15 protein-coding genes and 1 pseudogene are annotated in these 18,921 nt (G+C 59.7%); 2 read left to right on the plus strand and 14 right to left on the minus strand.

What is annotated here, in order from left to right:
- Window positions 1-2: 2 nt before the first annotated feature.
- Genes AC05QJ_RS19355 through mnxG form a run of 4 tightly spaced genes read right to left on the minus strand, consistent with a single transcriptional unit; the run spans window position 3 to window position 9,099 of the window.
- Complete coding sequence (locus AC05QJ_RS19355) at window positions 3-653, minus strand: SCO family protein (protein ID WP_476742899.1); 651 nt, start codon at window positions 651-653, stop codon at window positions 3-5.
- Window positions 646-1,296 (minus strand): SCO family protein, encoded by a 651-nt coding sequence (locus AC05QJ_RS19360; RefSeq protein WP_476742900.1) that lies wholly within the window; start codon window positions 1,294-1,296, stop codon window positions 646-648. The genes AC05QJ_RS19355 and AC05QJ_RS19360 overlap by 8 nt, the downstream gene beginning before the upstream one ends.
- A gap of 21 nt (window positions 1,297-1,317) precedes the next feature.
- Window positions 1,318-3,264 (minus strand): cytochrome D1 domain-containing protein, encoded by a 1,947-nt coding sequence (locus AC05QJ_RS19365; protein WP_476742901.1) that lies wholly within the window; start codon window positions 3,262-3,264, stop codon window positions 1,318-1,320.
- Window positions 3,265-3,279: 15 nt separating this feature from the next.
- Entirely contained in the window at window positions 3,280-9,099 is a 5,820-nt protein-coding gene (mnxG, locus tag AC05QJ_RS19370) for a manganese-oxidizing multicopper oxidase MnxG (RefSeq protein WP_476742902.1), read from the minus strand.
- Between the two features lie 523 nt (window positions 9,100-9,622).
- On the opposite strand from mnxG, the gene AC05QJ_RS19375 reads away from it, so the two are divergent.
- The gene (locus AC05QJ_RS19375) at window positions 9,623-9,928 is read left to right on the plus strand and encodes a DUF3077 domain-containing protein (protein WP_476742903.1); all 306 of its coding nucleotides are present in this window, start codon (window positions 9,623-9,625) and stop codon (window positions 9,926-9,928) included.
- 664 nt (window positions 9,929-10,592) lie between these two features.
- Here AC05QJ_RS19375 and AC05QJ_RS19380 read toward each other — a convergent pair.
- The 9 genes and pseudogenes from AC05QJ_RS19380 to AC05QJ_RS19420 form a co-directional block, all read right to left on the minus strand.
- Window positions 10,593-11,111 (minus strand): hypothetical protein, encoded by a 519-nt coding sequence (locus AC05QJ_RS19380; RefSeq protein ID WP_476742904.1) that lies wholly within the window; start codon window positions 11,109-11,111, stop codon window positions 10,593-10,595.
- A gap of 95 nt (window positions 11,112-11,206) precedes the next feature.
- Window positions 11,207-11,497: a hypothetical protein gene (locus tag AC05QJ_RS19385; RefSeq protein ID WP_476742905.1), complete on the minus strand. Its 291-nt coding sequence runs from the start codon at window positions 11,495-11,497 to the stop codon at window positions 11,207-11,209.
- Window positions 11,498-11,600: 103 nt separating this feature from the next.
- Window positions 11,601-12,155: a hypothetical protein gene (locus AC05QJ_RS19390; RefSeq protein ID WP_476742906.1), complete on the minus strand. Its 555-nt coding sequence runs from the start codon at window positions 12,153-12,155 to the stop codon at window positions 11,601-11,603.
- Window positions 12,156-12,745: 590 nt separating this feature from the next.
- Entirely contained in the window at window positions 12,746-13,033 is a 288-nt protein-coding gene (locus tag AC05QJ_RS19395) for a hypothetical protein (RefSeq protein ID WP_476742907.1), read from the minus strand.
- Window positions 13,034-13,681: 648 nt separating this feature from the next.
- Window positions 13,682-14,101 (minus strand): SMI1/KNR4 family protein, encoded by a 420-nt coding sequence (locus AC05QJ_RS19400; protein WP_476742908.1) that lies wholly within the window; start codon window positions 14,099-14,101, stop codon window positions 13,682-13,684.
- Window positions 14,102-14,116: 15 nt separating this feature from the next.
- A pseudogene (locus tag AC05QJ_RS19405) lies at window positions 14,117-14,302 on the minus strand (HNH/ENDO VII family nuclease).
- A gap of 249 nt (window positions 14,303-14,551) precedes the next feature.
- On the minus strand, window positions 14,552-14,761 hold the full coding sequence (locus tag AC05QJ_RS19410) for a hypothetical protein (protein WP_476742909.1): 210 nt from the start codon (window positions 14,759-14,761) through the stop codon (window positions 14,552-14,554).
- Window positions 14,762-15,026: 265 nt separating this feature from the next.
- Window positions 15,027-15,848 carry a hypothetical protein gene (locus AC05QJ_RS19415; protein ID WP_476742910.1) on the minus strand — a complete coding sequence of 274 codons (822 nt, stop codon included), beginning with the start codon at window positions 15,846-15,848 and terminating at the stop codon, window positions 15,027-15,029.
- Entirely contained in the window at window positions 15,826-17,298 is a 1,473-nt protein-coding gene (locus tag AC05QJ_RS19420) for a DUF637 domain-containing protein (RefSeq protein ID WP_476742911.1), read from the minus strand. Before AC05QJ_RS19420 ends, AC05QJ_RS19415 begins: the two co-directional genes overlap by 23 nt.
- Before the next feature lie 503 nt (window positions 17,299-17,801).
- Here AC05QJ_RS19420 and AC05QJ_RS19425 point away from each other — a divergent pair.
- Window positions 17,802-18,107, plus strand: coding sequence for a DUF3077 domain-containing protein (locus tag AC05QJ_RS19425; RefSeq protein WP_476742912.1), 306 nt, complete (start codon window positions 17,802-17,804; stop codon window positions 18,105-18,107).
- 124 nt (window positions 18,108-18,231) lie between these two features.
- Here the strand turns inward: AC05QJ_RS19425 and AC05QJ_RS19430 are convergent, their stop codons facing one another.
- Complete coding sequence (locus tag AC05QJ_RS19430) at window positions 18,232-18,897, minus strand: hypothetical protein (RefSeq protein WP_476747967.1); 666 nt, start codon at window positions 18,895-18,897, stop codon at window positions 18,232-18,234.
- Window positions 18,898-18,921 lie beyond the last annotated feature (24 nt).

Raw genomic sequence — 18,921 nt, forward strand, 5'->3', positions numbered from 1 at the left:
GCTCAGCGTCCGGCCAGTGGCTGGGTCATCAGTTGCAGGCGCTGAGCAATGGCCGCCGGCGGTGCGTCGGGGCGGATCTTGCTCCAGCGCTTGCCGGCCACGTCACCGGCGATCAACTGGGTCGAGTGCTGCTCGGGACTGGGCAGGATGTGCCCGAGGCGGCCCAGTACGCGGTCGATATCGGCCTGGGCGCCGGTGAGGAACAGCCAGTTCGGCCCGTCCACGCCCTGCTCCTGGGCAAAGCGCTTGAGCACGTCGGGGGAGTCGTTGGTCGGGTCGCTGGTGATGGAAATGAAGGTCACCGCCTTCGCCCCGTCGCCCATTGCCTCGCGCACCTCCCGCAGCTTGCGGGTGATCAGCGGGCAGGCGTCGTTGCAGTGGGTGAAGATGACGTTGAGCAGCACCACCCGGTCCTTCAGCACATCGCTGTAGAAGCGCACACGACGGCCATTCTGGTCGAGCAGTTCGCTGTCGGTGAAATAGGTCTGGGCATCGTGGGTGCCGCTGCCGGCCGGTGGCGGCGGCGCGGCGGGTGCGGCGCTACCATGGCCTTCGTGGGCCAGGGCGACGCTGGCGAGGATCCACAGGCAGGCGCCCAGCACCAGCCAGTCGAATGCTTTCATGCTGCGGCGCTGCAGGCTGGCGTCACTCATGGCTGTGCTCCTGGGCGATGGCGGTGTGGCGGGCATGGACCCGGCGGGCGCTGAGGCGATCGACTTCGCCGACCAGCTTGTCGGGGTCGGTGAAGCCGTAGAAACGGGTCCAGTGGCCGGTGCGGCCATCGCCCACCAGAATCAGCGGCGGGTGGTTGCTCAGGTCGGCGCTGAAGCTGCCCAGGCCCTTGAGGGTTTCAGTGACGGCATAGGGACTGCCGGTGACCCAGCTCCAGCCCGGCCCGTGCTGGAACGAGCGGGCGTAGTCGCGCAGGCGTTTCGAGTCGTCGTGCTGCGGATCGACGCTCAGCGACACCAGTTGCACCTCGTCGCCCACCCGCCCGCCCAGGCGTTGCTGGACCTTGCCCATAATCGACGAGACCACCGGGCACACCGTGGTGCAGCGGGTGTAGATGAAGCCGATCACGGTGATGCGGTCGGCCACCAGGTCCTTTTCCAGGCGCACCGGCATGCCGTCCTGGTCCAGCAGGCCGACATCGGCGAAGCGCACCTGGGTCTTTTCCTGGCGAGCCGGCGGGGCGTCATGGCCGCTGTGATCGACGCCGCCATGGGCGTGAACCTGGGAAATGGCGCCGGCCAACAGGCACAGGGCCAGGAAACTGCGGGCTTTGACGGATTTCATCGCGCGTTCCTCGTGCTGGGTTCAGTGCGCCTTGGCGGGCAGTACCCGCAGGCTGGTGTAGTTCTTCTCGGCAAAGGCCTCGCCCAGGGACGGCGCCTGCACATGCAGGTACCAGGCCCCCGCCTCGCTCAGTTGCAGCGGCGCCTGGTAGACGCCGTCGCCCACCTCTTCCACTTCGCTGCTGCGCGCCCGCGACGACGGCGCGAGGAAGTAGCGCAACGACAGGTCCTGCACGCCCTTGCGCGGCTCGCCGCTGCCTTCGAGCAGGCGGAAGCGGGCCACGAACGGACTACCCTGCTGCACCACCGGACGGTCCATGAGGAATTCCACCCGTGGCGTGCGCCGGTGCACGGCGTCCGGGGCGGCCGCCACTTCGGTGCTGAAGCAGTGGATGATCTGCGGCTGGTTGAGCAGGAAGGCCACGTCGAAATTGCCCGCCGCCGGCAGCTTCACCGTCGAGCTGTAGACCCCCGGCGCCACTTCCCGCAGGCTGCGGTCGATGACCAGCGCGGCGCGGGCATTGGCGCCGCGGTTGGCGTAGCCGGACATCGGTGCGTTCATGCCTTCGGCGTAAAAGTAAGTGGTGTTGTCCACCGGGTTAACCACGAACACCGAGTTCTCGTCGCGGGCCACGGTCAGGCCCTGGGCCAGCGGCAGGTCGCCGGCCTGGCGCGGCGCCGCGGGCCCGGCGTCGAAGCCCTGGGTGATGGGCGTGCGCCCTTCGCCGAGACTCGACAGGTTGATCATGGTCACCTTGGATGAGGCCAGCCCGCGCACGTAGGCGTAGGCGCTGGTGAAGGTCACCTGGTACGGCTCGGCGGACACCTCCAGGTTATGCAGCAGGCGGTCGCTGGCGGCGTCGATGACCACGGCGCGGTTTTCCAGGGTGTTGAGGACGATGCCGTAGCGCCCGTCGCCGCTGAAGCGCATCGGGCCGAGCCCCGGCTGCGCCTGGATGTGGCTGCGCAGGGTGTGGCTGCGGGCGTCGATCACGCGGATCCCGCCGTCGCGACCATCGGCCACGTACACCGCCTGGGACAGCGGCGAATAAGCCACCGACAGCGGATGCGGGCCGACCACGAGGGTCTTGAGCAGGCTCAGGTCGCTGCCGTCGATCACGCTCAGGGTGCCGCTGTCGCGGTTGCTGACGAACACGTAGCGCGAGTCGTGGCTGAAGGCGATCTCGTGGTGGCCCTTGCCGGTGGGGATGAACTTGAGCAGCGTGCGCTTCTGCGTGTCGATCACGCTGACCCCGCTCTTGCCCTCCTCCTCGGCGTTGTTGCCGACCCACAGCAGGCGCTGGTCCGGCTGCAGTGCCACCCGTACCGGCTGCTGGCCGGCGGGCAGGTCCTGGAGGTGCTGGAAGGTGCTGGTGTCGATCAGCGCCACCTTGCCCGCCGCCGGCAACGATACCCAGACCTGTTTGTCGTCGCTGCTGGCCACCCAGTCCATCGGTGTGTCGCTCAGGCCGATGCGGGCCATGGTGCTGGTGACGCCGCCGACCGACACCGACGGATCGATCACGGTGAGGCTGGCGTCCTTGTTCAGCACCAGCAGGAAGTAGCTGTTGAGGTCCATCAGCGGCCGTGCGCCGATGCTGCTCTTGAGGAACAGCGCAACCCGCGCCTTGCAGCTCTTGTCGCGGTCCCTGGCCGCATCACCGCTCAGCGCCGGGTCGATCCAGGCCCCCGGTGAGACCCCGGACAGCGGCTGTCCGGAGTTCTGGTCGGTGACCTTGAAGCGGATGCTGGCGTAGGCGCCCTCGGTGAGGCTGCCGCTGCCGGCCAGCGGCATGGCCTCGAACTCCACGGTAACGCCGTCGCGGCTCAGGCGGCTGGCGCCGGTATCGGCAACCGGCACCAGCGGTTCGCGAGGGTCGCACCACAGGCTTTCGTAGGCGATGCCGATGCCCATCAGCAGCACGCCGGTCATCAGGCCCAGGTACAGCGTCTTGTTCTTCTTGTGCATGTCCGTGCTCCCTGATTACTGCGCCGGTGCCGTGGCAGGCGGGGTCTCGTTGGTCACCCGCAGGATCCCCCAGAGTCCCGAGGCGTTGCCGTAGGCGGCGAAGTCGCGGAACAGGTAGTCGCCAGGGATGGCGTTGCCGCCACCGGCACTGGAGTGCATGAAGCTGAAGTGCGCAGCCGGCAGCACGCTTTCCTGGGCGCCGATGTACATGGCCATCGGGTTGTAGGCGAAGCGCACCGAGCCGATCCCCGGCAGGCCCATGGGGTAGCCACCGGTGTCGGATTTCTCCGCCTGCAGGGCGTGCAGAGGCCACAGGTGACCGTCCAGTTGCCAGGTCATGCCGCGGCTGCCGCCGGTGGGCATCAGCACATGGGTACGGAACGGCTGGCCGGGCTTGGCCCACAGCACCGGAGTCTGAGGATCGCCGCCCACCAGCAGGTTGGAGTACGCCATGTGGGCGTTGGGCACGTCGCCCCAGCCACGGCCGTCGGCGTGACCGAAGGGGGCGTCCGGCGCCAGGCCGAAGCGGAACCACAGCGGCTCGCTCTTGTAGTTGATGGCCATGCCCGAGTTGTCCTGCGGGTCGCCCGGCACGCCGTTGCCTTCGGCGGCGATGGCTTCCACCGGCCGGCCATCGGCCCAGCGCATGTTCAGCGCACGCTGGAACACAGTGGCGAAGTCACGGTAGGTCGGCTGGCCGCTGACCTGCACTGTGGCCGAGGCACGGCTGGCGGTGTCTTCGGTCCAGGTAGCGTTGAGCGGCAGGATGCTCATGGCTGCCACCAGGCCTTTCTGGCCCTGCTTGATCGGGTCGGCCGGGGTGATGTTGAGGCCGCCGAACTCGATCGCCGTGGTGTTGATGTTGTCCACCGCGCGGCCCAGTTGCGACACCGGCTTGCCTTCGCGCTCCAGGTGCCCGGCATAGTACTGGTAGACCTTGCTCGGGTAGGCGCCGCTGTTGCCGGCGCGAGGGGCAACGGTCTGCACCGGGTTCTGGCCGACGTTGACACCGTCCGACTTGGTGATGTCGTAGGCCAGCAGCTGGGTGTGGAAACCGACATGGCTGGAGGGCCGCATCAGGTTGTTGCTGAAGGCGGTGGAGCCTTCGCTGCCGTTGCGGTCGCGCTTGACCAGGTTCTGCACCGAGGCGGTGCTGGCCAGGTCCGGCATCACCAGCGGCAGGCGGTTTTCCAGGGTCACCTTGATGCACTCGCCGGCGGTGGCGCGCAGCACCAGCGGCTCGATCGGCACGCCGGGCTTGAGCTTGCCGGTGGTGGTGTCAAGGTCGGCCTTGCGCACGTAGAGGATGGCAGTCGGGTCGTGCAGCGGGCCGGCGTGACCGCCGAGGGTCAGCAGTTCGCCGTCTTCCGGATCCTCCACCGTGACCTGCGGGATCGCCGTGGTCCGGGTGTTGTAGGTCAGGGTGCCGCCGCCGGCCTTGAGCGGGCCGCCGACATGCTGGCCGGCGCCGGCCGGGTCGGTGATGTTGACCCCTTGCGGGTTGCCGAGGATGTCGTTGGCCAGGGCCGCGACGATCTCGTAGCTGCGGGTCACCGTCGGCCGGGTGCCGATACCGTTGGTGTTGGCGGTATAGCGCGGGCAGATGCCGTCGAAGGCCACGGTGTTGCGCACGGCCATCGGTTGCGGGTTGTTCGGCACGGCGAACAGGTCGCTGCGGCTGTTGCTGTAGTTGCGCATCACGCCCCAGATGCCGTTCCAGTAGCCCTCTATCGAGGCGTCCAGGGAGTACAGGTAGTCGCCATTGGGCGCCGCGGAGCTGGAGATCATCGACACCGGCGACATGAACCCCAGTTGCTCGGAGATGCCCACCATCTGCGAGGCTTTCCACCCCGAGTTGGAGCTGCTGCCGAAGCCCGAACCGCTCTGCAGCCACTTGACGCCGTGCAGGGTCACGTTGTGTTCCTCTTCGTGGCCGCCGGCGTGCATGCGCAGGCGCACGTTGTCGCCGGAGTAGGTGCGCAGCATCGGCGTGAACGGGTCGCCCGGTTCGGCGCCGGCCTTGTTGATGTGCGGCGGGAACAGCGTGGTGCCGCCGGTAGGCCCGACCGCCTGGGTGACCGCCGCCGGCGACAGGTTCATCGCCGCGATGGCGCGATCGGTGCGGCTCTGCATGGCGAAGGCGAGATCGCCGGCCAGGCCGTCGGCCTGCATGCCACGCTTGCCGTCCGGGGCCACCTTGTTCGGATCAAAGACCCGCAGTGCCAGCGGCTCGTTGCGGTAGTTGACGACGAACATGCCCGGGTCATCCACCGAGATCGCCTGCGGGCACGGCCGGCTCGGACAGGCCGAGCTCAGGCCGCCACGGACTTCCACCACCTGTTCCAGCAGGTTGGAGGCCTTGGCCCGCACCGGCGGGTTGATGGCGTAGCGGAAGCTGTCGGCACTGGGCGGATAGGCCTGCGGATTGGGAATGCCGTCCGGCCCGGCACCGACGTAGACACCGGCCTCGTAGGCGTGCTGGAAGTCGCTGTATTCCAGGAAGAACTCGCGGTAGCTGTCGTTGCGCCCGTCGTTGTCATGGTCTCCGGTGGCGACCACCGCCTGCCACGAGGTCGGCCCGCCGTCCTGGCGCTGGGCAGTGTTGTACAGCTGTTCGCCGGTCTCGGCGTGGTACCAGGTGGAGTTGGCCGGCTCGGCCAGCACCGTGGCGTACAGCCCCAGTTGCTGGTGGGTCGATGGGCCGAGGTGGTCGTGGGTGAAGATGGTGCCCAGGCCACGGTCGATGTTGTAGACGTTCACCACCGGGTCGGCGAACCAGCGCTGCATCTGCGTGCGTGCGCCCAGCCAGTCGGCCCGGCCGTAGCGGCCGAAGAACGGATGGTTCTTGGCTTTCGGGCACTCGGCGCTGCCATCGCGGGGATCGCTGCTCTGGCACTGGTTGAAGGTGCGGATGGCGTGGATTCGTTCGACCACGGTGCCGGGGGAGAGAATGCCATCCTCATAGTTCCAGCCGTTGGCCGAGCCGTCGGCGGCGGTGAGGTCCCATTTCGGCAGGTGGATATGCTGGCCGATCACATCGGTCGGGGTGCGCACCTGGTAGTCATCCATCTCGTAGAACGAAGGGATCAGGTTGGTGTGCTGGTACATGGTGCAGTCGAAGGTGTTGATCCGCATCACCAGCGGCTCAGGCGGACGCTGCTTGGTGATCACCGGCCAGGCGTCTTCCCAGAGGGCGATGATGCGCGCTTGCGGGAAGTGGTAGCCAACCTTGTTGTACACCGCGTCGAACTGGATGTTGGCGCCCTTGTAGATACGCGGGCGATCGGCAGTGAACGGCGACGAGCCGGTGAAGCTCATGCCGTCGAGGCGCTCGCCGCTGTGGTACTCGCCGGTGGGCGAAGCCTGGGTCAGGCGCTTGGCGCGGTCGTCCATGCACGGCTCGTAGTACGGCGCGCCGGCCACCGGCAAGGCGCCGTTGGTGCGGAAGGCCTTGGCGGTCAACTGGCGGCCGGGCAGCAATGCGTAGCTGGGGTGCTCCAGTTTCGAGTGGAAGCGCATCGCCGCCTGTTCGACATCGGTGCCCTCCTCCGGCATGAACACCGCCTTGGCCCGGGTGATCTCCTTGGAGAAGTCCAGGGCAGTGGTGGTGACATGGGCTTCACCGCCAGCGGCCAGGCCGTCCAGCGCATGACGTGGCAGGCCGCCGTCCCAGCCACCGGACTGCGCAGGGTCGAGGTTGGCCCACAGGCTGTTGCCGCTGTCGCGCAGGCTGCGCGCCTTGTCGGCGTCGAGCATGTCCAGCGGCGGGGTTGGCGGACGCTGGCCGACGGTGCTTTCCATACCGCCGATCCAGAACGGATAACCAGGGTTCTTCAGGCTGCCGTCGGCATTGCGGTTGGCTTCGCTGCGGTCCACCAGCACCACCGAGCCGATGGCGCGCAGTTCGCCGTCATGGGCCTGGTCGTCATCGTCATCATCGTCTTCATGCTCGTCGTCATCGTCATCGTGGCTGGCCACCAGGGCTGGAGCCATTTTCGGGATCACCGCGACCTGGCCCGGCATCGGCGCCATGGCCTTGCCCGGCAGCGGCACCACGGCAGGAATCGGCGTACCAGCGACGATCTCGCCATCGGGCAAGGCCCGGGCCCCTGCTGCCGGCTTGCCGCTGCGCAGCGCCCAGGGTTCGGTGTGATAGCCGTCGCTGCCCTGGGCCGAGACTTCCAGGCGGGTGCCTTCCTCGAACACATCGTGGACCCGCCACATGCTCCACATGCCCTGGGCGAAGTGCGGGTAGAAGTGGCAGTGATAGATGGCATCACCCGCGACCCGGTTGCGGTTGCCGGAGCCGCCGTTGGCGATTTCATAGGTGTAGCCGATGCCCGGGCCGATACCCTGGGCATCGACGTAGTCGGAGTTGTCGTCATTGGGGTTGAACAGCCACTGGTGACCGTGCAGGTGGAAGATGTGCTGTTCGTGGCCGTTGTGGCTGTTGCGGAACTTGATGAAGTCGCCGATGTAGCTGTGGTTGACGTTGGCCGGCTCCGAAGGGTAAAGCGCCATGGTCGCCTTGACCCCGGTATCGCGCGGGTCCGGGACTTCGCCGGGGCGGATGTTCTCCAGGCCGACGTTGGCGGGTACGTCCACCAGCATCGCCACGTCGCCCACGGTGTGGGAGCTGAGGAAGAATTCCTCGTAGGCGCAGGACAGGCAGTCGTGCATCGGCCCGACGCCAAGCCGGTTGGCCACCACTTCGGCGCCCATGCCGCCGGCACCGTAGTTGATCATGAACGAGTCCCGCGCCGGCTCCAGCACATGGCCCATCACCGGATCGGCCCAATAGCCGGGAAATGCCTGGGTCGCCACGGCTTCATCGGTGAATATCGAGGAAAAGTCGCGGAACGCGTCCAGCCGGTTGGGCAGCGCCGGGTTGCGCTTGCCGAGGCTTTCCAGCGGGTAGGTCGAGGGCGGAAAACTGCCGTCGGGGTTGGGGCCCATGACCACGGCATCTGCCTCGCTGGAGACGATCTCGTTGCCGTCGACCATGGCGATGATCGGCGCCCCCGCCTTGCCTTCGCTGATCCAGGGCTCGCGTTGCGGGTAGCGGGCCTCGTAGTCCACCACCGGCTGGCCGGTGGGTGCGCGGCCGGTGGTGGCCATGCGCATTTCTTCCTCAGTGAGGGTGTTGCGGTAGGTGCGGCCGCCCTTGGGCACCACGACGACCTGGCCGAACAGACCATTGGCCACGTTACCCGCCGAACCGTCGCCACCGAACGTCGCGCCCTTGCTGATGGCGGCAAAGGCGCCTTCGCGCTCGGCATACAGCGTGTAGGAGCGGGTATTGCCCGGCGCCACCAGGAAGTTGCCGTTACGCCCGGTGAACGCCGCGATGTCCTGGATACCGTTGACGGCCTGCAGCCCGTTGACCTGGAAACCGACGTGACGGTCGGCGACCTGATCATCGACGACGAAGTCCTCGCCCTCGCCGTCCTCGCCTTCCTCGCCCTTGTTCGGGTTGGCCTGGTAGGCCAGCAGGTTCTGCAGATTGACCGTCAGGCAGTCACCGGCGGCCACCCGCAGCACGATCGGCCGCGGGCGTTTGTCCGGGCGCAGCGAGACCTTGCCCGGCACTGCGGCGCCGCCCTTGGTCAGCGGAACATCGTGCTCGTCCACCACATCGCGGCGCAGGGCGAACATCATGCCGTTGGCGTTTTGCGCGCCGAGGCGGTTGAACATCAGGGGCTGGTCCAGCGCGACGACATTCGCCACCAGCGTTCGCTCGCAGCGGATCGCCGCCTCGGCGGACGGCTGGATGGCCAACAACCCAATGGCCAGGGACAACAGAGAGGGCAACAGATTGCCTTTGACAATGATCATCGTGGCGCGCCTCGGTCGGGACGTTTACAGGCCTTTTTGCAAGGGCCGCGCCAGAGTCGTTTGTTGTTGTTTTTCAGTGAGTTAGGTGTTCATCGCGAAGAGAGTTGGGGACTGGGGCCCGGGGTTTACCCGGTTTTTGGGGAATTGGGGGGTGGCGGGTGGCGGCATCGTCCGTTGCGGCTACTCATCCTCCTCGCGGCGGATGTGGGTGTTGCATAAAGCTACGAAATTTAGGCTGTTTCTGACTTTTACGTAGGCAATTTCCGAACCATACTTCCGGCCCTTTTCAGCCGTTGCGCTCGTGGGGATCGCTGCCTAGTCTGCGTCGGTCGTTGCCAAATCAACGACCGGTCTTGACGGGCCGAATCTCACAAAGCGCCGGTTGCTATGGCAGCTGTGCGTGTGGGCGCCTTCGGGCGCGCCGGTTTTCTCTGTGGTCCGGTCCGTCAACCCGCGCACAGTCGCCACCCTCCTGCTTGACGGCTGGTTTGTGGCGTCCCACCTCAACACAGAGTCCGACACCATGAAAAAGCCGGTACCCGATCCACCCAGCCACGTCCCTCGCTTCACCACCGCCCATACCCCGTTCGGCCATTGCCAGGACAACCAGAAGCCGTTGTTCGCCGTCTGCGCCGGCGTCGATATCGAAGACGCCCTGATCCACCTGTCCATGACCCTCCAATCCACCTACGAAACCACCCTGCAAGTCTGCGAGCTGGCCGACAGAACGGTGGGCGATCTGGCCTGGCGCTCGTGTCAGTCGCTGGAGATTTCGCGGGCGCTGGTGCGGGCGCTGCTGGAAGGGATTGCGGGGCAGCGAGGGAGGTAGATCGCCGAGGGGACGGAAAAGGGGCGTCAGTGCCTGGTGGGGTATCTGTTCGTCCCTGCGTATCCTTTTTCTCTTCTTCTCATAAGAGGGTCGTTGAATTTGCTTTTGTGTCAGGCTCAATTTTAATAGCAGCATCATGTGAAACAAAATCATCTGACATTATTATCTCAACTTCTCCAGGACGATAGTTTTCATGCTATCGAGATTTGTAATTACACTTCCATCTGTGCGGAGGAATATTTGCCCCGAAAACCTGGAATCAGGAGAACTATTTTGTATAACTCGCAACCCTAGAGACTCTAGCTCAGATGCACGCGGGGTTTTGCCATAAGGGTTCGCAGCGTTCGCATTGATAAGTATCTTTCCACCAGGCTCTATTGCACGAGCAGCTTCCAATAGAAAACCCATCATTGAGTTAGTGCCATCTGCATTCTTTGGAGTGAAGGGTTACTAGCAACAGCCTCTCCCAGCGAATTGTCTCTGAAGAGGAGTTTCGTCGCGTCCGCCCGAATACCCGACTGAATATCTGGATGTATATCAACGTTAATTGCACCAGGGATCTGTGCTTTCTGCCCACCAAACAATTCAACTGTGGGTTTCCCTCCAGAGCTGGCTACTCCTCCCGTTGCACCAATTCCTTTTGCACCAGCTAACCAAGCGAGAATTATGAGAAATAAAACGAAAGCTTGTTATCTTCAAGATCACTCAGTTGATAGCGCACCCTATCGAGGCCCGAATCCATTTTGTTAACGCTCATATGCATCAACTGAGTTAATCCGCCTCCAAAATCACGGGACGCAAACTGGCTAATGTCAATAAACCTGACACTCACGACATCAGCCCCTGCTGTTTCAGAGTCAGAAATCGATAGGAATAAATCATAGGCTGTGCCGTCAGCATTCAATTGGTTGCTAATTGCATGCACACAGTTGTGAGCAACAAGCAGTTCATTCAATTCTGGAAGACTAATCATTATTGATCCTCGTATCTTTTCCATTGAGCCATAGCCTGGACCATAGTCATAGGTGCGTGTGGGGGTCGGAATGATACTCCGCTGGCTTTTCTTGTCCCCATATCCGTGATTAGTGTAGTCCGTTCTTTTAATCTGCCGGCCATATTGATCGTACTCGATGGCAGATTCTTCCAGTTTTCCAGTCGCGGGGTTGTACCTCTCCTGTGTCACACTCGCTACTCCGGGCGTTGTCTGATGCGGTTTCTTCCCGGTAAATACCTCATCTGGAAGCCTTCCTTACGCTGCACCAGTTCCTTTTGCACCAACTAAATTTTAAGAAAAATGGAAAAATCCGGACCCAGCTCATTCCTCAAGCTTTCAGCCAACCGCTCTCCCTCCTGCTTGAATTCGCGTTCCAACTCCTCGCTTTTAAACCCAGAGTTTGGCGGGTAATCAATGTCCAGTGTTTCATCGTATGTAGAGGCCCACTTTGACAGACGCAACTGAAGCTCTTTAGAGATAGGAAGTCCGCAAGGATCTATGTCCCCATATTCATCAGGAGACATATCCCATAGCGGGTGACACTGATAATCCGCCATCAACTTTAAAATTTTCACTTGACGCTACCCCTTGGGGTTGTACCGACGACAAAACCGTTGTCGCCACCCGTCACAGCAATTCGCTGCGGCAGCCCATTAATCGTTAACTCATAAGCACCGACTAGCCGCTGTATGCTTTTTGGAAAGCCTTCGCTATAACGCCCACAGCAGTGGAACTCAATGCCAATCCTTCAAGAGTTTTAGCCGAAATAAAATTACACTCCAGATACTCAGAAAACTCTTTTGGAAGATCAGCCTTCCGAACTGCTATAACCCCAAACTCCTCATGCGCACTCTCGAAAGCCACCCAGTCGTGATTCTCATTAAAAAAAATTATTGGATATCCAAGTTTACCCCCAAGAAAATCAACATACCTATCACTAACAATCAAAACCTTACCCTCAGTATCACACCCATCAAAAACAATGCAAGAATCATCCAGCAACTTATCACCAGAAAACTTAATTAACACATTCGAACCGTAGCTAGAGATACTTTTTGAGACCAACTCAGAAAACATATCTACAAATGCAAGCAATGGCCGCTCAAAAAACCAATACACCAGTTCGTTTTCAAAAAAAACCTTCGAAGGCAAATCGCTCTCAAAGTCGACGACCCCTGACAGTTTTTCTACTATCATAGATAAATCACTAGATCTGACATTCAGCTCGACCACTTCACTCTCCGACAAATCTAATTTTCACAACTGGTTTTTTTACCCCTGAAATTGTCAGCGAAGCTGAGGGTTGCCCTGTAGACGTAGAGGATGGGTAAAATCGGTACGTTTTATCACCACTTGTCAATACCGTCACCGTACCATCCTGCGAAACAGTTTTTTTAACCACTGGCCTCAAGGGTATTTATAGCACTGCTTTGCGTAACATTCGCTTCAATTTGTCCGGCGCTGTTTCTGGTCATTTTGGGCAAGAACTCAATGCCAGTTGCTTTTGGAGCGTCTGCAAGCCACAAGCCAGCCTTACCTAGGACAGCGGAAAACCCAAGGCCTAAGAGTTCTCCGGCCATGAGCTCCCCCCATTCCTTGACGAGCTCATTCGCTGGCTGGACGCCCTCGAAACCTTGGCCTTGAGCAAGTGCCCGAGCGGCCTGATCAATGAGGGCAGACGCCCATTTACTCCCTGTAACTTTCCAAAAACATTTATTAACGCCCCACTAATGGAGTCTTGCAACGCACATGAAGCCAAGTTCTCAAGCTACCTGGCTCATTACTTTCTCGAGCGATCTGCTGGCCACTCCAGCACAAGTAGTTCAATCAACAGACTCAATCCGGAAAACCAAGGCAGAAAAATCTACCGCCTCAGTACCACCACTGCACTCCAACGTTGTCAGGTTTCCTTCTTCAGTTATTAGGATGCCCGCATTGCCGACCCACGCCTGCACAATATCGTTCACCCGCCAAACATTCCACATCTTCAATTCGCAAGCTGTTTTTGACACGACTGAAAACGGCACTGACTCTGGACTCGTATCCGCCCATAAGACTATTTCGGAGTGATGTTGATTATTCACCTCCAGTACTCCCTTTACTACTTTCAAGCGCAATCCTGATATCGGCTGCGCCGGTGCTTTCAATCGTCGAATTAAAAAACTGCTCCGCCCTGCTTTGATTTTTTTTGGAAAATCGGGTACACAAGACGCTCTGCAATTTCAACAGGAGCCCCTCGTGTGCGCTGAAAAATTGAAGAAAGTGTTTCGGTCATTTTTCAATATCCTGGTTTTCTGTAAGAATCGACAGCGACGTGGTCTTGTGGCCAACGAGGAACGAAGTCTTTACCACCATCCCGAGCAGGAATAGGTTCATGACTCAACTCCATAGACTCAACGCCCCCTTTATCTGCGTTATATCGCTGAGGCGCGAGCCCTTTCCTCATACGATCAAGGTTATCTGAACCATAAGTATCTGCAGCGTTTGGAGCAGCAGCCTCATTTTTCCAGAACCTGGACCGAACAGTAGACCAAGAGGGATCATTGCCCTTACCGGTTTTATTATCGACATCCTCCCCTACTTTACATCCATTCTTCACGGGAGGGTTGTCGATTTGGGAAGTCGCTCTTGAACCTTGGATAGCTGGGACAAAGTCGCCGCTACGATGGCGCTGAGCGGATACGAATCCGGGTGATGCAGGGCTGTTTGGTGATTACAGCGGAGTGAAACAAATAGCCCCGACAGTGCCGGGGCTACTTTTATTCTTCATCAATCCAAACTTTCTTAATCCAAATCGCCAAGCTTGGCCAGCTCTCACCAGAAGAACCATCATGGGACCAAAATCTTACCTCTCCAAGTTTCGTGAGGCAGTAGTAGTTACCATTATCTTCACAAAAAGGAAGCCAATCACGAGGAACGCCTAGCCTCCACGCCTCATTCGCATTAGTAATTAATTCTCTCGGGCTATCTCTATCAAATGTAACCCTAAGGAAATCCTTTCCGTTCAAGAGACTATCACTTGCCTCCTTCAAAAAATATCTATAATCCTCCGAAAAGATAAAGCCCAACTCTTTCTCACACGAATCCAAGAGTTCATCACTTGGCAACACCTGAGCATTGGGTAATGGCAATCGTAATTTCTTTAACTCTACGACAACGCAATTTATATCAAAAATCATATATCACCAAATCGATTAAAAATTAGATCCCCTAGCTTTCCAATAGCCTTTCTTCCACTTCTCGAACTGCGCCCTGCTAATTCCAGATGGAATATCTGAGCCAGAGTTTATATGAATAACCGCTGTATTCCTCTAATGAAAACCCTGAGCCACTTCCGCAATAGGGCCGTCATGAGCCTGCAACATATGATGGAGGTTTATTTTCTTCCCATCTGTTCAATATGGTGCCAATCCACTCTCCATAAGCTGCTCATTGGTTAATCCAGTTTGCGAATCAATCCTACCTGGGTCAATCAAGTCACTCCACTGATAAACCTTATTCCCGTTGTACTGGATTGGCTCTTGAGACCAATATTTTCTCTGCTGCCCAAAGTAAGTGCCGGCCTCTTTTTCAAGGCTTGCAGTTGCTTTTGAACCGACGGCAAAATAACAGCCATGCTAATTAACTTACTAAACTATCCACTCCACCTCAAAATCAGCTAGCTGAGCCTGAAGCCCTGCCTCATGCTCGAACCAGTAGTCAAACCCTTCAACATCACTTTTCTTCAAGTAAAGATAATACCCGCCAGTGTCGCCATCACGGTCGTCCGCAACAACAATTTCCCAGCCAGAATACTCGCCAGTGACAACAATACCCTTCCGAACGATAGACGTATTCATATCCTAGTCCGCATAGGGAACATGATTGTTAGAAATATATTTTCCAGTCACAGGGTCTTTAACTCCGAAATGTACATGCGGGAGTCCCGGAGCGTGTGCTCCTGATATAGATCCTGAGTCGATACGGAACTCCTTGGTGCCATCAGCACTGTGAAACACCCCAGAGCCGGGCTTGCCGATTTCCCTGTACTCGGGACCGAAATATTTTTGCCCTGCCGATAGAGCCTCATCGGTTGTGAGCGTCATAGAGCTCGTGAAATTTTTCTTACCAGATAGAGTTATCATTGATAACTTGGTCTACACGTTGCTCAGCACCTGCTTCCAGTTGAATCTGTTTTTCAGCATTAACAAAGGTTTTCCAGTTTTCAGTAGGACCACCTAGTGGAGTGCGTGGAGAAGCTGTTGCTTTTGAACCAAGCACCGAAGCCAGTGCTTTTTTCGCAGCAATCACTGAGACGCCACCAGCAGCTACTAGTACTAGATTCTCGGCAATAATCCTAGTGTTCTCATCCGACAGCCCCCATTTTTGCTGCATCGCCCCTGCGATAGAGGCCGAAGTGTGCCCGGCGGTAAACGTCGCGAGCATCTCCTGAAACTCAAGGTTGGTTTGACGAAGAAGCTCCCACTCTTGGGTCGGGCCATCACCCAGGATCTGGTAAACGTCGTCCAGATTGGCCATGGTATTGGCCACTTCTCTGGAGTAAGCAGCGCAATTTGCTCGACTGGCCGAACACGCTGCGGCAGCTTCGAGGTCTTGAGCAAAGCTCAAGTCCTTATAGCGAGTTACCACCTCTTCTCGACAGTCAGCATCGGCACACGCACGTAGCTCCTTGGCTGCCTCCGCCAGTTGATCGTGATTCAGGTAGTTGTACTGCGTCGCGTTCTGCGCGACCCAGGCGCCCTTTTGCAAACTCTCGGCGTCTGCATCACCCTGCGTAGCCGCAGCCAACACCCCCACCAACTGCGAACTCATGTTTAGCAGGTTCTTGTCGCCGCCCACCCAGGTATTGAGCTGGTCATCCATCGCCTCATTGGCGCCTGCTGCCAGCGCGCCAGTACGGAAATCACCACCGCTGACTTCGGCCAAAAGACCACCGACCACAGCATGGAATCGCGATTTTCTGCAGGCTGCCGTCGGCATACAGTCCCTTGGTGTAGTCGCCGACCGCGTTCAAACTGGCCGCCGCCAGCGTGTTGAACAATGTGCTCTGCAAGGCGTCGCCCAGCTCACCGCCCTGCCCCATGATTTTGCCCAGGGCAGTCGATGTGGCATTTTGCAGACCCTGCCTGGCCGCGAACTGGCCAATACCTTTCCAGGTGCTCAGGTTGGTGGTGATCTTGCCGGTGATAGGGTCGGTGGTCGTGCCCGTCCAGGCATCGAAATAGCCAACGGTCAGGCCCGCCGTAATACCCGAGATAGCGTAGCCTTTGAGCGCATCACTGGAGGTCACGTCCTTGAGCACCGCGCCCAGGTTGCCGCGATTGTTGACCACGCTGATCGAAGCCGTAGTCGCGGCACCTACAGCGACTGCGCTTCCTGCCGCTGCTACCGCTGTGCTTGCTCCAGCAGTTCCCAGCGCGCCCATCGCCGCCGGCCCGACCACCGCCGCCATGATGATCGCAATGATGATCTGCGCCGCTGGCCCCAACCCCGAGTTCGAATACTTGAAGCTGGTATGAATCTCCTGTACCTGCCGCCAGTCGATGCCTCCCTGCGCTTCCAGCTCCTTCAACCAGGCCAGGTTAGGATCGGCTTTGACCATCGCATCGATAGACTCATGTACGGTCTGTTGGTTGATCTGCAAGACATCCGCATGGATGTTGCCCACCGCATTGATGACCAATTCGCCCTGGGCCACGATTTCGCTCTGGCGAACGGTTTCATCCGTGCTGCCCTTGCCTTTCATGCTGAACCAGCCAAGGTCGGACTTGCTCTTCTCGTGGCTCTCCTGATGCAGGTCCTTCACCGCCTCGAAGGTAATATCCCCGCCGCTGTCGAGCGTCAGGTCACCACCACTGTTGAGCTTGGCCGCCTGGTACAACTGGTCGCTGCCACTCACCAGCGTCAGGTCGCCACCCGTGCTGATCTCGCTGCCCACGTTGGTGATCTGCGTCACCTCGTCGCGCTGGGTCTTCTTGCTCCCGAAGCTGCCCTTTTTCTTCATGTCGTACAGCGAGTAATCACTGTCTTCGGCCGCCAACAACGCCAGGTTTCCGCCCGCGACCAGGTAGGCTTCGTCTCCTGCCGTGACCCGGCTGGCGCTCAGCGCCAGGTCCTGGCCGGCACTGATAGCGAGGTCGGCGCCGGCCTTGAGCGCGGTCGCCACCTGGCTCACATGGTCTTCCTGGGTCTTGAGCTTCTTCGAGCTGTAGGTCGAATGCTCTTCGTCCGCCGCCGACATCAGGGCCACGTCGCCCGTGGCAGTGATGTCGATATCACGCAGCGCATCGATCTGGCTGGCGATGGCAGCAAAGTCGCGTCCCGCCGCTGCGCTGAAATCACGCCCGGCGGTGATCACACTGCCGTTCTGCTGCACGCTCTGGCTCGTTCGGCCCGCGACCGCTTCGGCATTGATGGCTTCGGTCGAGCCCAGTAGCAGGTCGCGTCCGGCCTGCAGGCCGACATCGCGGCCGCCTTGCAGTACGCCACCCTGGTTCAGGAGGTCCTGCCCGGCTTTCAGGCTCAGGTCGTCGGCGGCCTCGATGCGCTGGGGCGCAAAAGGCGTTGCATAAAGCTACGAAATTTAGGCTGTTTCTGACTTTTACGTAGGCAATTTCCGAACCATACTTCCGGCCCTTATCAGCCGTTGCGCTCGTGGGGATCGCTGCCTAGTCTGCGTCGGTCGTTGCCAAATCAACGACCGGCTTTGACAGGCCGACCTTTCACAGATCGCTGGTTGCTATGGCAGCTGTGCGTGTGGGCGCCTTCGGGCGCGCCGGTTTTTCTCTGTGGACCGGTCTGTCAACCCGCGCACAGTCGCCACCCACCTGTTTGACAGCCGGTTCGTGGCGTTTCACTCCTTCCACAGAGATCGTCACCATGAAAAAGCCGGTACCCGATCCACCCAGCCTCATCCCCCGCTTCACCACCGCCCATACCCAGTTCGGCCATTGCCAGGACAACCAAAAGCCGTTGTTCGCCGTCTGCGCCGGCGTCGATATCGAAGACGCCCTGATCCACCTGTCCATGACCCTCCAATCCACCCACGAAACCACCCTGAAAATCTGCGAGCTGGCCGACAGGACAGTGGGCGACCTGGCGTGGCGGTCTTGTCAGTCACTGGAGATTTCGCGGGCGCTGGTGCGGGCGCTGCTGGAGGGGATTGCGCAGCAGCGGGAAAGGTAGATCGCTGAGGTTGCGGGGAAAGGTGCGTCAGTGCCTGGTGGGCTGGCGTCCCTGCTTGCGCATTCGGGACTGTCACAACCTCTTCAACATCACGCCCAGCGGCACCTGCACCTTTTTCACCTGTTCAACCCTTCAATGCAGGAAAAGACAGCACTTCATCGTACTGTGGCCAGTCTTCCCTTGCGCGTTTGAGCACACCTTGCATCAACTCGTCCAACTCAGGTACGGGTTGCTCGGGCGGCAATTGGTCAAAGGGCGCGGCCAGCAGCGGATGATCAATCTTCTGCGGATTGGCTAAGCCTTCCCACTGGCGCAAGCGCAGGATATAGAGAATTTCCACCGGCACGCGCTCCAAGTGCCAGTCCTGATTGAAGTCGTAGGAATTTTTCTGGCTCTCTTTGCCGGTTTGCCAAGTGTGGCGGTCACACGCGGCCAACAAGCAGGGCATCAGGTCGTCGGGGCTGGGAGTGCGCCACTTGGCCAACAAGGCTTCGTAGATGGGTTCGTCGTAAGCATAAGCAGGCCATTGATGCGAGACATCGCCCACCCAATCGGCAAACACACGCAGCATAAAGGCTTGGGCGCGGCGGTGTTGCTCTTCGTACTCAATCACTAATTGATGCCCACGGTTGAGAGCCGCATGGGTGAGATAGCCCTGATGGATGACGGCATCCTTCCAGCCCAAAATCGCCATTGCACCCATCATATTGGTGGCGGTTTGGATGCTGTAGTTTTGTTGGCGGATATAGTTCCCGGGGCGTTGATCGTACTGATGTGCCCAAAAGTACAATTGCCAAACACCTACTTGGTAGTA

The sequence above is a fragment of the Pseudomonas sp. TUM25319 genome, assembly GCF_056388475.1.

Bases quoted from the DNA above. Each gene is read 5' to 3' on its own strand.
- AC05QJ_RS19355 (WP_476742899.1), bottom strand. From the start codon at position 653: ATGAGTGACGCCAGCCTGCAGCGCCGCAGCATGAAAGCATTCGACTGG.
- AC05QJ_RS19360 (WP_476742900.1), bottom strand. From the start codon at position 1,296: ATGAAATCCGTCAAAGCCCGCAGTTTCCTGGCCCTGTGCCTGTTGGCC.
- AC05QJ_RS19365 (WP_476742901.1), bottom strand. From the start codon at position 3,264: ATGCACAAGAAGAACAAGACGCTGTACCTGGGCCTGATGACCGGCGTG.
- mnxG (WP_476742902.1), bottom strand. From the start codon at position 9,099: ATGATCATTGTCAAAGGCAATCTGTTGCCCTCTCTGTTGTCCCTGGCC.
- AC05QJ_RS19375 (WP_476742903.1), top strand. From the start codon at position 9,623: ATGAAAAAGCCGGTACCCGATCCACCCAGCCACGTCCCTCGCTTCACC.
- AC05QJ_RS19400 (WP_476742908.1), bottom strand. From the start codon at position 14,101: ATGATTTTTGATATAAATTGCGTTGTCGTAGAGTTAAAGAAATTACGA.
- AC05QJ_RS19410 (WP_476742909.1), bottom strand. From the start codon at position 14,761: ATGAATACGTCTATCGTTCGGAAGGGTATTGTTGTCACTGGCGAGTAT.
- AC05QJ_RS19425 (WP_476742912.1), top strand. From the start codon at position 17,802: ATGAAAAAGCCGGTACCCGATCCACCCAGCCTCATCCCCCGCTTCACC.